General features: G+C 59.4%; 12 protein-coding genes. 3 read left to right on the forward strand and 9 right to left on the reverse strand.

The genetic code is table 11. The features are described 5' to 3' along the window. Positions 1 to 129 precede the first annotated feature (129 nt). The 4 genes from clpB to AH68_RS08840 form a co-directional block, all read right to left on the reverse strand. Positions 130 to 2,835 carry an ATP-dependent chaperone ClpB gene (gene clpB, locus AH68_RS08825; RefSeq protein ID WP_039199309.1) on the reverse strand — a complete coding sequence of 902 codons (2,706 nt, stop codon included), beginning with the start codon at positions 2,833 to 2,835 and terminating at the stop codon, positions 130 to 132. 222 nt (positions 2,836 to 3,057) lie between these two features. Then, positions 3,058 to 3,879, reverse strand: coding sequence for a fumarylacetoacetate hydrolase family protein (locus AH68_RS08830; RefSeq protein WP_039199310.1), 822 nt, complete (start codon positions 3,877 to 3,879; stop codon positions 3,058 to 3,060). 127 nt (positions 3,880 to 4,006) lie between these two features. Beyond that, the gene (locus AH68_RS08835) at positions 4,007 to 4,849 is read right to left on the reverse strand and encodes a YggS family pyridoxal phosphate-dependent enzyme (RefSeq protein ID WP_039199311.1); all 843 of its coding nucleotides are present in this window, start codon (positions 4,847 to 4,849) and stop codon (positions 4,007 to 4,009) included. Positions 4,850 to 5,074: 225 nt separating this feature from the next. Continuing rightward, positions 5,075 to 5,482 (reverse strand): HTH domain-containing protein, encoded by a 408-nt coding sequence (locus AH68_RS08840; protein ID WP_039199313.1) that lies wholly within the window; start codon positions 5,480 to 5,482, stop codon positions 5,075 to 5,077. Between the two features lie 209 nt (positions 5,483 to 5,691). On the opposite strand from AH68_RS08840, the gene AH68_RS08845 reads away from it, so the two are divergent. Beyond that, positions 5,692 to 6,795, forward strand: coding sequence for a glutamyl-Q tRNA(Asp) synthetase (locus AH68_RS08845; RefSeq protein WP_039199315.1), 1,104 nt, complete (start codon positions 5,692 to 5,694; stop codon positions 6,793 to 6,795). Between the two features lie 232 nt (positions 6,796 to 7,027). Here the strand turns inward: AH68_RS08845 and AH68_RS08850 are convergent, their stop codons facing one another. From AH68_RS08850 to AH68_RS08870, 5 genes are all read right to left on the reverse strand, one after another. Next, positions 7,028 to 7,756 (reverse strand): MIP/aquaporin family protein, encoded by a 729-nt coding sequence (locus AH68_RS08850; RefSeq protein ID WP_039199317.1) that lies wholly within the window; start codon positions 7,754 to 7,756, stop codon positions 7,028 to 7,030. A gap of 1,455 nt (positions 7,757 to 9,211) precedes the next feature. Next, positions 9,212 to 9,511, reverse strand: a complete 300-nt coding sequence (locus AH68_RS08855; RefSeq protein WP_039199320.1) for a hypothetical protein — start codon at positions 9,509 to 9,511, stop codon at positions 9,212 to 9,214. 111 nt (positions 9,512 to 9,622) lie between these two features. Beyond that, positions 9,623 to 10,192: a helix-turn-helix domain-containing protein gene (locus AH68_RS08860; protein WP_039199322.1), complete on the reverse strand. Its 570-nt coding sequence runs from the start codon at positions 10,190 to 10,192 to the stop codon at positions 9,623 to 9,625. Between the two features lie 74 nt (positions 10,193 to 10,266). Continuing rightward, positions 10,267 to 11,559, reverse strand: a complete 1,293-nt coding sequence (locus AH68_RS08865) for a sensor histidine kinase (protein WP_039199323.1) — start codon at positions 11,557 to 11,559, stop codon at positions 10,267 to 10,269. Next, the gene (locus tag AH68_RS08870) at positions 11,556 to 12,218 is read right to left on the reverse strand and encodes a response regulator transcription factor (protein WP_039200039.1); all 663 of its coding nucleotides are present in this window, start codon (positions 12,216 to 12,218) and stop codon (positions 11,556 to 11,558) included. The genes AH68_RS08865 and AH68_RS08870 overlap by 4 nt, the downstream gene beginning before the upstream one ends. 198 nt (positions 12,219 to 12,416) lie before the next feature. On the opposite strand from AH68_RS08870, the gene AH68_RS08875 reads away from it, so the two are divergent. Together AH68_RS08875 and AH68_RS08880 are read left to right on the forward strand one after the other, a co-directional pair. Beyond that, positions 12,417 to 12,818: a hypothetical protein gene (locus tag AH68_RS08875; RefSeq protein WP_039199325.1), complete on the forward strand. Its 402-nt coding sequence runs from the start codon at positions 12,417 to 12,419 to the stop codon at positions 12,816 to 12,818. Then, positions 12,815 to 13,543 carry a hypothetical protein gene (locus AH68_RS08880; RefSeq protein WP_236682401.1) on the forward strand — a complete coding sequence of 243 codons (729 nt, stop codon included), beginning with the start codon at positions 12,815 to 12,817 and terminating at the stop codon, positions 13,541 to 13,543. The genes AH68_RS08875 and AH68_RS08880 overlap by 4 nt, the downstream gene beginning before the upstream one ends. Position 13,544: the final 1 nt, after the last annotated feature.

The raw sequence follows: 13,544 nt of genomic DNA on the forward strand, positions 1-13,544 counted from the left end.
GCAATCGCACGAAAAATGGGCGGACCCGCATGTGCGCAGTCCGCCCACCGTCAACGGTTAGACCGTTTTCGCGACTCGGCCAATCAACAGTCAGTCAGGCCAAACCGATCAGCCGCATGACTCCGACCGTCACTTAGCTTCTGCCGAAAAATCGTCGTCGATCTGCCCCGGCGCCCACGAGGAAAGCTCCAAATGGTCGCCGCCGGTCTGGTCCACAAGCACGGTGTCGCCGTCGTGCACTTCGCCAGCCAGCAGCATGCGCGCCAATTGGTCGCCGACTTCGGTTTGCACCAAACGACGCAGCGGGCGAGCGCCATACGCCGGATCGTAACCGGTGTTGGCGAGCCAATCGCGCGCCGAATCGGTAACATCCAGCTTGATGCGGCGATCCGCCAAGCGGGCCGAAACCTGCGCCACCTGAATGTCCACAATGCCGCCGAGCTCTTCGCGCGTAAGCGGGTGGAACATGACCAGTTCATCCAAGCGGTTGATGAATTCCGGCTTGAACTGCATGTGCACGGCGTCCATCACGGCCTTCTTCTTGGCTTCGCCATCCAGTTCGGTGTTCACCAGGAACTGCGAGCCAAGGTTGGAGGTCATGATCAGAATCGTGTTCTTGAAGTCCACGGTTCGACCCTGCCCGTCGGTCAAGCGGCCGTCGTCGAGCACCTGCAACAGCACGTCGAATACTTCAGGATTGGCCTTTTCAACCTCATCGAACAGCACCACCGAATATGGGCGGCGACGCACGGCCTCAGTCAGCTGGCCACCCTCCTCATAGCCGATGTAGCCCGGCGCAGCACCGATCAGACGAGACACGGAGGCCTTCTCCATGTACTCGCTCATGTCAATGCGCACCATGGCTTTTTCATCGTCGAACAGAAAGTCGGCGAGCGCCTTGGCTAGCTCCGTCTTACCCACGCCGGTCGGTCCAAGGAACAGGAATGATCCTGTCGGGCGGTTCGGGTCGGAAATGCCCGCGCGCGAGCGGCGTACCGCATCAGAAACAGCTTGAATAGCTTCTTTCTGGCCGATCACGCGCTTGCCGAGATAGTCTTCCATGGTCAGCAGCTTCTCGTTTTCGCCTTGCATGAGGCGGCCGACGGGAATGCCCGTCCAGTCGGACACGATTTCGGCCACGGAATCGGCGTCGACGCGGTCCGGCACCATCGGAATGTCATCCGCCGCGCCGCCGTCGCCAGCCACGCCGGCCGCACCATTCTTGGACACCGCCTCGTTTTGTTCGGCTTGTGCGATCTCCTTCTGAATGGCCGGAATTTCGCCATAGTTGATGGCGGAGGATTTCGCCAGATCACCTTCGCGCTCGTACCGTTCGGCTTGGGTGCGCAGTTCGTCGAGCTTCTTGCGTAGGTCGCCGATGCGGTTGTGTCCGTTCTTTTCGGCGTCCCAGCGTGCTTTCAGACCGTTGAGTTTTTCGCTTTTGTCTGCGATTTCCTTATTGAGGTCGTCGAGACGTTCCTTGGCGCTTTCGTCAAGCTCGGTTTCGGCTTTGCTTGCGGCGGCACCGTCTTTCGGATTGCCAAGCAGGTATGATTTCTCCATTTTGAGTCGGTCGACCTGGCGTTGCAGTTCGTCGATTTCCTCAGGCGAGGAGTCGAGTTCCATGCGCAGGTGCGATGCGGCCTCGTCCACCAAATCGATGGCCTTGTCTGGCAGCTGACGGCCGGAAATATACCGGTTCGACAGCGTTGCCGCGGCCACGAGCGCGTCATCGCCGATGGTCACCTTGTGGTGGGCTTCGTATTTCGGCGCGATGCCGCGCAGAATGGCGATAGTGTCTTCAACACTCGGCTCTCCTACGAACACTTGCTGGAAACGACGTTCCAACGCCGGGTCCTTTTCGATGTTCTCACGGTATTCATCGAGCGTGGTGGCACCGATCAGGCGCAGTTCGCCGCGCGCAAGCATGGGCTTGAGCATATTGCCCGCATCCATGGATCCTTCGGCCGCGCCCGCGCCGACGATGGTATGAATCTCATCGATGAAGGTGATGATCTGCCCGTCGGCGTTCTTGATTTCCTGCAGCACGCTCTTCAGGCGTTCCTCGAATTCGCCACGGTATTTCGAACCGGCCACCATGGAGCCCAAATCAAGCGAAATGAGCTTCTTGTTTTGCAAGGTCGTCGGCACGTCGCCGGCGACGATGCGCTGTGCGAGGCCTTCCACCACGGCGGTTTTGCCCACGCCCGGCTCGCCGATCAGCACTGGGTTGTTTTTGGTGCGGCGGCTCAGAATCTGGATCACGCGGCGGATTTCCTGATCGCGGCCGATCACCGGATCGAGTTCGCCTTCTTTCGCGGCCGCGGTCAGATCGGTCGAGTACTTTTCGAGGGCTTTGTACGAGCCTTCAGCGTCGGGGCTGGTCACTTTCGCGCCTCCTCGAATCGATGGCACGGCTTTGCGTAACGCTTCGGCGGTCACGCCGTACCGTTCCATGATTTGCGCGCTTTGGTTTGGTTTTGCCGCCGCGATGGCGATGAGCAGATGTTCGGTGGAGACGTATTCGTCGCCCATCTGCTGCATTTCCTTGCCCGCTTGCGCAAGCACGGCGGACAGTTGCCTGCTGACCTGCGGCTGCGCGGTGGTCGATCCGCTGGCGCTCGGCAGCGCGTCTTGTGCTTGGTGCACGGCTGCGCTGATGTTCTGCGCGTTGCCACCCGCGGCTTCGATCAGTCCGCGAATCACGCCGTTTTCCTGACGCAGCAGCGCGTCGAGCAGGTGCAGGGTTTCGACTTGCGCGTTGCCTGCGGCCGACGCGTTCTGCACGGCGTCGGAAATGGCTTCCTGCGCCATTGTGGTGAACTTCTGTTCCATATCATCCTCCATGGTTCGCGTCGAACGTCCGTTTTCGCACGGTTGCGTCGGCGCATATGTCGTTGTCTGATATGCTCAACCAACTTCACCACCATTCTATTCCCAAAAGTTGAGTCCGCAACACTCAACTTTTGTTCACCGAATGAAAAGTCGTGAAAACACGAAAAGGCCGCCACCCACGAAAGGTGACGGCCTTCATATCCGCAATATGTCAATCGACAATCAACCGCGCACTACCACATTGCGCAGGCTGCCAATGCCTTCGACGTGCACGATCGCCTCGTCGCCCGGATCAAGATGGCCGGAAGCGTTCGGAGTGCCCGTTAGAATCACATCGCCCGGCAGCAGCGTCGTAAAGCTGGAAATCGCGGCGATCTGCTCGGGAATGCCGTGAATCAGGTTCGCCGTGGTGCCGGAAGCCAGCTCAACGTCCTCGCCATTCAACGTGAAGGAGATCTTCGCATCCTTCCAATCCAAGTCGTCACGGGTCACGATCCACGGGCCAAGCGGGCAGGACGTGTCGAAGCCCTTCGCGCGCGTCCACATCGGGTCAAGCCCCTGCAAATCACGCAATGTCACGTCATTCACGCAGGTGAAGCCCAACACATAGTCCATGGCCTGTTCGACCGGCACGTTCTTGGCGATGCGGCCCATCACCACGGCCACTTCCGGCTCGAAATTCATGTCGTTCGAATATGACGGAATCACGATCGGATCATCCGGACCAATCACCGACGTGCTCGGTTTGGAGAAGATCACCATGTCTTCCGGAGCATGCTTGATGTCGGAATGGCCGGCTTCATGCATGAACTGCGCGTGCGCCTCATAATTCTTGGCCAGGCCATACACCTTCGACGGAATCACCGGAGAGAGCAGACGGATGCCATCGCCGTCCACCGGAAAACGCTCGCCAGTCGGCTTCACGCCGGCCCCGGCCAGAGGATGCCCCTCAAGCGCTACGAGATAGTCCTTGCCGTCGCTTTCGTCGGTCTGCACGAAAGCGTATTGCGGTACATCATTATGCGAAAAACGTGCGATTCTCATGCTTGCCAGTCTACCCGCAACAATCGTCGAATCGTTCATATCATCGACATGCAACGCCCGACAATCAAAAACATCAAAAAAAAACGGGCCATCACATCATGCGACAGCCCGTCACAGGAAGAAAACGTCAGATAAAAGCACGCTCGCCGAAAATCGCGGTGCCAACGCGCACGATAGTGGATCCTTCCGCAATCGCGAGTTCCATGTCGCCGGTCATACCCATCGACAGTTCACGGCAGGACTGCGTGCCAGGCTCCCCCGATTCGAGAATATGATCGCGGGTTCTACGCAGATGTTCGAATCCCCGGCGAATGGCGGTTTCGTCGCTCACATGCGCGCCGATAGTCATCAGCCCTTGCAATTCAAGCCCGTCCAATGTGCCGATTTTCTGCGCGACGCGAATGGCATACGCCGGATTGCAACCGGATTTCGACGCCTCGCCCGATTCGTTGACTTCCAGCAGCACGCCCACGGTGACGCCGCGCGCCACCGCCCTACGTGAGATTTTTTCCGCCAAATCAAGGGAATCAACCGATTCGATGGCGTTGACGACCGGCAGCACCTTGCCGATCTTATTGCTTTGCAACTGGCCGATCAAATGGAACGGAATGCGCTCGCAAGCGACTTCGGAATCGTCTGAAGCGGACGCGATGCCGGAATCGCCGGCAACACCCAACGCAAACCCGCGTTCCGCGCAACGCGCCATCAATCCTTCGGCCTTCGCCGTCACTTCCTGCGGACGATTCTCGCCGATCATGCGCACGCCCGCGTCGATCGCCGCCATGATCTCGCCCACATCGCGCGTCTTCGTAGCAGCAAGCAGGCGCACGGAACCCGCGTCACGACCGGCATGCTGCTCGGCCGACGCGATACGATCCAACACGCGATGAACGCCATCGGCGATCTGCACGGCGCGCACGTCGTCGATCACCTCATTGGCAAGATTCTTATGATCCATGTATGCGGTCATATTCAGCCTCTTATATTCAATCCCAACTACCTCTACCAGAGTAAGAAGAAGCCCGTACGACGGTCTGAAGTGAAGTGATAAAGCGACCGATATCCGTACGGGCTAATAAAACGGACGGCAGTAGAAGGGGGACTTCAAAGACTCCGTCCGACAACCACTATATGCAAGTTTTACTAAACACGCGCCGAAAAAACATCTTTTCTTTATTTTTTCGGATATCGCACTTCATCCCTGTATTTCTTTCAATTGCTGTTCCAAAGTGTCAATGCGATCCTTCAGCTCAAGCACCTGACACGTCAACGATCGAATCTGCCCCAACTGCACAGACACCAGTCGTTCGCGCGTCTCGGAAGACAACGGCCCCGACGAGCCTCCGCTTTTCGCAGCGGCCATGATATCCGGATCCGCCTTCCAGCGCGCGATATTACGCTCCACACGCTTGCGACCGACAATCGCAGGGCTCAATCCAGCCGACGTGAAAATCGAACTCGGTCTCTCGCCATCCAAATATCTGCGCATGCAGCTGATTTGAAAATCACGCGAATACGTGATCCTGTTCTGCGTAACCGACTCAACCGCCGGCAACGCACGAAGATACTCGACCTCCGTATTGCTAAACTGCCTTTTCGTCATATCGACCCCATTCACTCGACAAAACGGAATACCTTTTTTCGCGCTCGCAGATTACCTTCGCAAACGAAAGTATCCGAACGGCATATACTATCACCTCACACGCGATGGTATGGGGGCTTGCGCCACCCGAATCGCTCTACGCTAAACCTGAACGAGCCCCAGCATGTACAGTTGCATACTGTCACCATCGATGCACCAAAGGAGCCACCATGACCGGCCGATTCGCACCCACCCCATCAGGCCGCATGCACATCGGCAACGTCTACGCCATGCTTGGAGCGTGGCTTTCCGCCCGCAAAACAGGCGATTTCATACGATTGCGCATTGAAGACATCGATGAGCCGAGGGTCGTTCCCGGCGCCGCCGAAACCATGATGCACGACCTCGACTGGCTCGGTCTCGACTGGGATGGCGAACCAGTGTTTCAATCGGCGCGACACACCCTATATCGGGAAGCGCTCAATCTTCTCAGCAACCTCAACATTGACGAAATCAACGATACTATCAGCACTATCGGCATCGGTCCCAACGATTCCGACCCCTATGGCACTACCGCAAGCAACACCATAAAAGCCCCCGGCACAACGCCGCTCATCTACCCCTGCTTCTGCTCGCGAGCCGACATCCGCGCCGCGTCGGCACCGCAGGAAGGCGACCGTTTCACCGTATATCCGGGAACATGCCACCGACTCATCACCAACGATCCGCAGCGCGTGAAGCAACGCCTCGCCAACGGCGACCGCCATTCGCTGCGCATCGCCACCACCGACACCACCATCGTCTTTCATGACGAAGTGTTCGGCAACCAGCATTACAACATCGCCCAAGACATCGGCGACACCATCGTCCGCCGATCGGACGGCATCTACTCCTATCAGCTGGCCGTCACCGTGGACGATCTTGACATGGGTATCACCGATATTGTGCGCGGCCGCGACCTGCTTCGTTCCAACGCTTTGCAGATCTATATCCGCAAAGCCCTTATCTCCGCGGGATTTCAGCCTTCTGAACCCACCGAAGCAACCATCTCATACGCGCATCTGCCCCTTATCGACAACGCGGCCGGACAACGCCTCGCCAAACGCGAACGCTCGCTCGATCTCGGTATTCTCACGGCGCACGGCGTCACCGCGCAACAGATCATCGGCTATTGCGCATGGCTGCTCGGATTGCAAGGCGATCCGGAACATACCAAACCGCAGCCCATGAACGCCGCCGAAGCGCTTGGCGAATTCAGTTGGAGCGCCGTTCGCGCCAACACTTCGGATCGCGTGCTCGATCAAAACGAGTTCAACGCGTATTTCGACCTGTAGCCACGTTCCGCGGTCTTATTTCCGCTTATTCCGCAGTCTTATCCTGCTGTCATATAGGCGGCAGGATATCTCGTCCACGGCAACACTGCCAGCCGATAGTAGGCATGCAAAAAGCCCGCTTTCCTCGAACCAGAAAAATTCCGAGGAAAACAGGCTTTGCATGTCAGTTCTTATACGTCAAGCGCAACTTATGTGACGGTCAGACAAACAAATCACGGACGACCGCAGGCGATCAGACAAACAACTTAAACATGGCCACACCGATGATGGCGCCCAGAATCGGGGCGACGACCGGAATCCAAGCCTCGTCCCAGCGGGAGGAGCCCTTGGATGGAATCGGCAGGATGGCGTGCAGCAGTCGCGGCATGAGATCGCGGGCCGGGTTCAGGCCAGGACCGGTCGGACCACCCATGGAGGTCACGAGACCCCACACAATGAAACCAACCGCGATGGATGCGGCAGCATGGTCTTCCTCACCCCACGGCAGGGACAGGCAGCACAGTGCGCCGACCACGAGCACGAGGGTGCCGAAGAACTCGTTGACGAAGTAGTTCACACGATCGTTGTGAGCGTCGGTGGTGCAGAAAGTGCCGAGGATGGCGTCGGCGTCTTCGGTGTCCTTATAGTGCGGATAGTAGGTGATGTATACCACGAGCTGACCGACTGCGGCGCCGAGCAGCTGAGCGATGATGTACGGCAGCACCAGATTCCAGTCGAACAGGCCGTTCACCGCCTGGGCGATGGTCATGGCCGGGTTGATGTGCGCGCCGGAAACGCCACCGAACATGAGCACCGGGAACATCACGCCGAAGCCATAGCCCATGGCGATGTTCAGCCAGCCTGCATGGTGGCCCTTGGTGTTCTTCAGTTCAACGTTCGCGACAGCGCCGTTGCCGAAGATCATCAGAATGGCGGTACCGAAGAATTCGGCCGCAAGTTTGACAAAAGTCGAGTATTCCACTGCTGTTTCCTCTATTGCTTCTTCTCTGTAAGAATCAGATTGATGTCGATTCCGCTCTCGGCGGACAACAGCGTCCAACACTACTCCCCACACTGGAAGTCGAGCACAAAAAGGCTTGACAGGCCGTCGGCTTGCCGGACAGTCATACGGAAATCGGAAAACAAAAAAGCCTTGGAACCGGAGTTCCAAGGCTTTAACTGTGCCCCCTCAGGGATTCGGACATATCAAGTTGCAGGCAACAGACACCGCCAATCCCCATACTTGCGGCCAAGCAGATGTACTCACACTGGCCAACGGCATCCTGTCATTCGGGTTCCTGACCATCGTTATTCGTAAACCTAGTCGCCAGTAAGGTAGCCACCCTTTTCCTATGATGCTGGCGGGGAATTCCTCGCCTTTTCTTTTCTCTGAATCATTCCTGGTCCTGCAGAGACGTATGTGAAGTAGCGCAACGCGGGAACACCGAAAGAGCTTGTAATGGAAAAGCATGTAGGTGCATTTTTAGGTGCGAAAGCCGACACGGGCAGAAGTACTTCCGAGGTGAGCAATAGGTCTAGGTCCAATCGGTCAGTCAGAACTACAAGGAGGAGGAACTCCACCCACGCGGGACGAGCCCCGGAACAAGTGGGAATCGGTCATAGCAGGATTGGATTCCGCCGAGCAACTGTATGCGTGACAGTTCCGATATAAGAACCCGATCGATCCCAGTAAGAAAGTACAACGTCAGTTCAAACCGGAATTCAAAGCGGAGACATGCCGGCGGCTCGCTGAGGGGCATAAGCTCGTCATCATGCATGAAAAGGGTATCAAACAATGGATTCACGACCGAACGGGCTAAGGCCAAAGCTACGTTTCAGATTACATTTGGCGATTTTATGCAGAACGAATTCATCCCCGGATACCGTAAATCCGATGGCACCCCTTGGCCGGGTCATCGAAACGGAACCTGAGAGCGGATTGCTCTCATTTTCTTCCCTCATTGGAACATCCGAAAGTCGCCGACATCACGCCCAGATACGCGATTCCGCTGGACAGCGAATCATAGCCAAGCAGTTCCTTCGACGAACATGACACACGCCGGTCCCCGACCGCCTATTCCCGGCCGTCCTCCCGTGCCGCTTGTCCCCAGAGACCTTACCGATTTTGACGCCAGACATGGCGGCACGCTCCTTCCCCTGACCCGACTACCGGCCTTCTCCCTCAACGAGGGTATGCCCCAAACACACCAGCCACAGGCCACCATCAATCGTGGCGAACCTGACAAATAACTGAAGCACCTGATTCAACAAATCCACGACGGCCTCCATTGACACCCATCGTCAGGGAAAACCAGCAGGATAGCGACGGGCAGAAGAGCTTCGTTGCCCGCTGCACAAAAGCAAGGCCGTTTCCGGATTCGGTAATAGAAAAAAGGAGACGAGCAAAAGCTCGCCTCCTCAATGCATGTTTCCGAGCTTAGCGGAACCAGACCTGAGCGTGGTGGCTGGTCGAGTAGCCGTCATCGGCGTAGGCGCGACTGGATTGGAGTGTCCATCCGGTACTCGCTACGCGCTTGCCATGCTGCGCGTAGGATCGGCCTTGAGTTCCGCCGTTGGTCCAGGTCTGGGCCAGGGCGTAGTCGGTGCCGGCGTGGAGGACATAGGTTCCGGCTGCGTTGGCCGCAGGGACGGTGAAGGCCATCATGGCCGCTGCCGCCGCGACGATTGTTCCGGTTTTGCCCAGCAGACCGATCCTGCTCTTGGTCATAGTGTTCATAGGAGTTCCCTTCCACTTGGTTTTCGACAACCTTTCTGGTTGACACTCCCATAATAGATATTGACTGAACAGTCAGTCAATATTTTTGATGATTCTGGCCATATGCGTTTCTTATGAGGCGCTATCAGACCGTTTCTCCGCATCCTTCAGACCGGTCAATGAGAACAGGAAACCAAGGGCCTGGTGAAGCTGCCGCTCGTCCTTCCACCGATTAGAACGCATAATGGCGACGTACATGTCGGCCACGGCTCCGACCTGGATCCCCGGCATCTCGCTCGGGTCGTTTCCGAGAGTGGCCTTCAAGCAGACTTCGAGAGACTCCTCCCATTCCATGCGGCTTTTAACTCCCCGTCGTGCCTCTTCATCGTACAGCAGCAGTCCGGCACGTATTCTCGCGTCCTCATGGTGCAGGTCGGCGACTTTCGTGAGCATGTGTATGCACCCGCCCCGGCCGTCGCTGCCCGCCATGGTCGCGCACAGGCGCTCATCACACCATGCAACGAGGGTATCGCGCAAGGCTTCCTTCGTATGGAAATGGAACAGCACCGTGCCTCGCGTCAGTCCGAGACGGTCTGCGACGCCCTGCAGGGTGGTTTTCTCGTATCCGTACGCTTCGAATTCCTGAGCGGCCGCCTCCAGCAGGGCCTCACGAGTCCTGCGCCTTCGTTCCGCGTTGTCCATGAGAACCCTCGCATTCTGTTGACCATCAAGTCAAAACGTTTCTCAGGATATCCATTGCCGTGGATTCGTTCAACTCATCCGGCGGAGTACTCCCCGAACGTGATTGCCGCATGGAATATGTCCGGTGTGGGCCGGCCGATGGTGAGTGTGGCTCCGATGATGTCGGTACATGCCTTGGCGATGGACAGGCCGAGACCATGGCCGGGCTGGTCGGCCATACGGGTGGCGTCGCCGCGGTGGAACGGCTGGAGGAGATCCGTCGCGTCCGTGGGGTCCATAAATGGTTTCGTGGTGTTGTCGATGGTGATGGCGGTCTGCCCGTGGCCGGTGTGGATGGCGCAGGTGATGGTGCCGTGGTCAGTGTTGTGGACGATAGCGTTGCGGATGAGGTTGTCAACGGCGAGGGCGAGGTAGCGGGGATCCGTGTCGATGGTAGTGCCGTCGTGGCTGTCGAGTCCCCGGGCGTCGATGATCAGGTGGCGCAGGCGGGCTTGTCCAGCGTGGTTGCGGAGCGCGGCGCGTATGGCACCGGCCGGGCTGGTGGGTTCGTGTCGCGTGTCGGGGGCAGTCTGGATACGGGAGAGTTCGAGCAGGCTGGTGATGAGCTCGCCGCTTCTGCGGTTCGCTGCGATGGCGTGGTGGATAGCAGGTTTGACGTCGTCGGGGAAACGATCCTGGGCCATGAGCGCTTCGAGGCTAGTGCCGATGACGGTGATCGGGGTCCTTAGCTCGTGACCGGCGTTGCGGATGAACGAACGTTGCAGGTCGTTGGTCTGCTCGATGCGCTCCAGCATGGCGTTGAGCGAGGCGGCGAGGCTTGCGGTCTCGGCGTCCGGATTGTCGAGGTGGATGCGCGTGGAGGGGTGTTCGGGGTCGAGGCTGGCGGCTTGGCAGCTGATGGAGTCGAGCCGCGCGGTGAGCCGTCCCGACAGCCTCCACACGAGGAGCATGGTCAGGAGCGCGGCCATGGCGAACACAGCTAGTGACCCGTAGCGCATCCATTGCACGACGTTGTCCCTGACGGTGAGCACCACGCCCTCAGTCCCGGATCGTGTGCCGTCAGTGGGTATGGTGCCGGTCGCAGTGCAGGGGTCCGCGTCGCAGGATTCGGCGGTGCCCGACACCCCGTCAGATTCGGTTGGTGTCGTCGTGGGGGCGGCCGTCCCGCCGCCGGTGGAAATGGTATCGACCTGGTGCTGAAACGCCCAGTCGAGCGAGATGTTCTGGATGAGAATCACGGCCAGAAGCATGCCGAGCAGGAGCAGGCCCACACCGACGGCGAGGCGGGTGCGAAAGCTGGCGGGCTTGCATGCATGTCGCCTTGCGGGGCGCTCCGCCCGTCCGGCGGAGGATGGTGCGGCAGTCATGGTATGCGGTATCCCTTCCCGCGTGAGGACGCGATGAGCGTGGAGTCGGGCAGTTTGCGACGCAGCGAGTGCACGGCGGTCTTGACGAGGTCTGGCTGGCCGTGCGATTCGGCCGGCCAGAGCGATTCGAGCAGGACGGTGGTGGCGGTCCAGCCGCCGTCGGCACGCAACAGCTCCTCCAGGAGCGCGTATTCGCGGGGCGCGAGGTCGAGGGGTTGTCCGTCGGCGTAGGCGAGCCGTCTGACGGTATCCACGCTCAGGCGACCCCGAGAGAGTATGGTGGGCGCGTCGTCCGCCCCGCCGCGGCGCAGGAGCGCGCGGATGCGGGCGAGGAGCTCGGGGTAGGCGAACGGCTTGGCCAGATAGTCGTCGGCCCCCAGGTCGAGTCCCCGCACGCGGTCCTCGACGCTTCCAGCGGCGGTGAGCATGAGCGTGCGCACGGGGATGCGCAGCCGGTCGACAGTGCGCATGACCTCGTCGCCGGAGAGCACAGGCAGGTCGCGGTCGAGGAGCATCACGTCGTACGTTCCCTGCGAGAGGCGGTCCAACGCCTCGATGCCGGTCGCGGCCAGGTCAGTCGCGTACCCCTCGTGTCTGAGACAGTCATCGAGCACGGCCGACAGGTCGGCGTCGTCCTCAATGATCAAGATCCTCGCCATATTCTCGTCGCCTCCGATTCCCCGCACGCCCTCCATGCAATCGTATCCGTTCCCCCATTGTGCTCGACGTGGGTGTGCGTTAGGTGAGCGCGACACGCACCCACCGCACACGGTGCGCCGGCTGTAATGGGCATCGTCCGGCAACCGCCGAGCCAAGCATCGTCTCGACAACCACGAACCCGTGCAGAGGAGGAACACATGCGAACCACATCCGTTCTCAGACTGGCGGCGGCCGCGGCGCTAGCCGCCATGACGCTCGTACCGCTGTCGGCATGCGGCCAACAGCCGTCACACTCATCCGGCGCTTCGTCCGCGTCAGCGTCGCGGGAGGCGGTTCCGAAGACCGACAGCCAGAGCGACGATGCGCTGCAGGACGCGAGCCCGGCCTCGAAACAGGCCGCCGAAGCGTACCGCGACTGCCTTGCATCCGCAGGCATGCCCGCGCAGATCATGGACGGCGACTGGGTCGCGCTCCAGTGGACGGGCGACGACTCGGGATCGGCATCATCGGGATCCGAGGACGGAGAGCGGGACAAGGCCATCAGGGAATGCCAAGCCAAGGTGCCAGACTACCACGATCCAGACTTCAACACCAGATGAACAGACCAGCATCAGCCGATGGAAGGAAGACCATCATGACCATCACACCATCATCATCGACCGCACGCCCCACGGCATTGCGCAGGGCGGCCGTATTGCTGTCCTGCATGGGACTGCTCGCCTCGCTAACGGCCTGCTCCACTCCCTGGGGCGGGACCGATGTCGGTGATACACAGGCGTCGGGGGCGAGGATCGCTCCGAGCATGGACGCACTGTTCGACCAGTACCTCGCCAAGGACACACTCAGCCAGTTCGAACGCGATGTGCTCCAACGGGCCAAGAAGACCGGCAGGATCAGCGCCGAGGACTACGAGACCGCGCACGACAAGCAGGCCGCGTGCATGGCCGAGAACGGCTGGCGGGAACAGACCCGCAAACTGTCCAACGGGCTCTACCAGACCACCGGAGTGACGCCGGTACCATCGACCGATGCTGAGGTGAACAAGTACATGGAGACGTCCAACACCTGCTCCGAAGGCGTCAGCAAGGTCATCGAATCCATCTACCAGCTCCAGCAGGGCAACCCCGGGCTCTTAGCCGACCCGTACGAGACCGCCGTGGAATGCCTGAAGAAAGGCAACCTCGTTGACAAGGCCTACACCGGACGCAAACTCGAAAACGCGCTAAGTAAGGACGGCACGTCCAAGGGGCTAACCTTCGATGCCTCGTCGGACGCGGCCCAGTCTTGCTTCGCCGGGGCCGGCCTCGCCGTCAACATCGGCTGAT

The sequence above is a fragment of the Bifidobacterium catenulatum PV20-2 genome, from assembly GCF_000800455.1.
In the GTDB taxonomy this organism is placed as follows: Bacteria; Actinomycetota; Actinomycetes; order Actinomycetales; family Bifidobacteriaceae; genus Bifidobacterium; species Bifidobacterium kashiwanohense_A.

Coding starts and splice junctions, on each gene's coding strand:
- clpB (WP_039199309.1), bottom strand. CDS start 2,835: ATGGAACAGAAGTTCACCACAATGGCGCAGGAAGCCATTTCCGACGCC.
- AH68_RS08830 (WP_039199310.1), bottom strand. CDS start 3,879: ATGAGAATCGCACGTTTTTCGCATAATGATGTACCGCAATACGCTTTC.
- AH68_RS08835 (WP_039199311.1), bottom strand. CDS start 4,849: ATGACCGCATACATGGATCATAAGAATCTTGCCAATGAGGTGATCGAC.
- AH68_RS08840 (WP_039199313.1), bottom strand. CDS start 5,482: ATGACGAAAAGGCAGTTTAGCAATACGGAGGTCGAGTATCTTCGTGCG.
- AH68_RS08845 (WP_039199315.1), top strand. CDS start 5,692: ATGACCGGCCGATTCGCACCCACCCCATCAGGCCGCATGCACATCGGC.
- AH68_RS08855 (WP_039199320.1), bottom strand. CDS start 9,511: ATGAACACTATGACCAAGAGCAGGATCGGTCTGCTGGGCAAAACCGGA.
- AH68_RS08860 (WP_039199322.1), bottom strand. CDS start 10,192: ATGGACAACGCGGAACGAAGGCGCAGGACTCGTGAGGCCCTGCTGGAG.
- AH68_RS08865 (WP_039199323.1), bottom strand. CDS start 11,559: ATGACTGCCGCACCATCCTCCGCCGGACGGGCGGAGCGCCCCGCAAGG.
- AH68_RS08870 (WP_039200039.1), bottom strand. CDS start 12,218: ATGGCGAGGATCTTGATCATTGAGGACGACGCCGACCTGTCGGCCGTG.
- AH68_RS08875 (WP_039199325.1), top strand. CDS start 12,417: ATGCGAACCACATCCGTTCTCAGACTGGCGGCGGCCGCGGCGCTAGCC.
- AH68_RS08880 (WP_236682401.1), top strand. CDS start 12,815: ATGAACAGACCAGCATCAGCCGATGGAAGGAAGACCATCATGACCATC.